General features: G+C 70.7%; 1 protein-coding gene. It reads right to left on the reverse strand.

Annotated elements, in window-relative coordinates:
* A partial coding sequence (locus tag ACFP2V_RS38630; RefSeq protein WP_465269238.1) for an alpha-amylase family protein occupies positions 1-587 on the reverse strand: 587 nt, incomplete at both ends.

Here is a 587-nt window from a genome sequence, read left to right on the forward strand (position 1 = left end):
GCGGTCATCCAGTGGCGCAGGATGCGGCAGGTCTCGGTGTGCAGGCCCTCGGGGTCGGTGTCGAAGGCGACGGGGTGGATGTCCTGGTACTTCTTGGGCGGGTTCTCGGCGTGGGCGATGGTGTTGTCGGGGCGGTGGTGGAACCACTGGGGGTGTTTGTGCACCCAGGGGTGGTCGGGGGAGCACTGGAGGGCGAAGTCCAGGGCGATCTCGAGTTTGTGGCGGTGGGCCTGTGCGACGAACCAGGTGAAGTCGTCGAGGGTGCCGAGGCGGGGGTGGACGGTGTCGTGGCCGCCCTCGGGGGAGCCGATGGCCCAGGGGACGCCGACGTCGTCGGGGGCGGGGGTGAGGGTGTTGTTCCTTCCCTTGCGGTGGGTGGTGCCGATGGGGTGGATGGGGGGGAGGTAGACGACGTCGAAGCCCATCGCGGCGATGGCGGGCAGGCGGCGGGCCGCGGTGCGGAACGTGCCGTGGGGGGTGGTGGGGGTGCCCTCGGAGCGCGGGAAGAACTCGTACCAGGAGCCGTAGAGGGCGCGTTCGCGTTCCACGAGCAGGGGCATCGGGTCACTGGCGGTGACCAGCTCCCG

The sequence above is a fragment of the Streptomyces incanus genome (assembly GCF_042656345.1).
GTDB lineage: Bacteria > Actinomycetota > Actinomycetes > Streptomycetales > Streptomycetaceae > Streptomyces > Streptomyces incanus.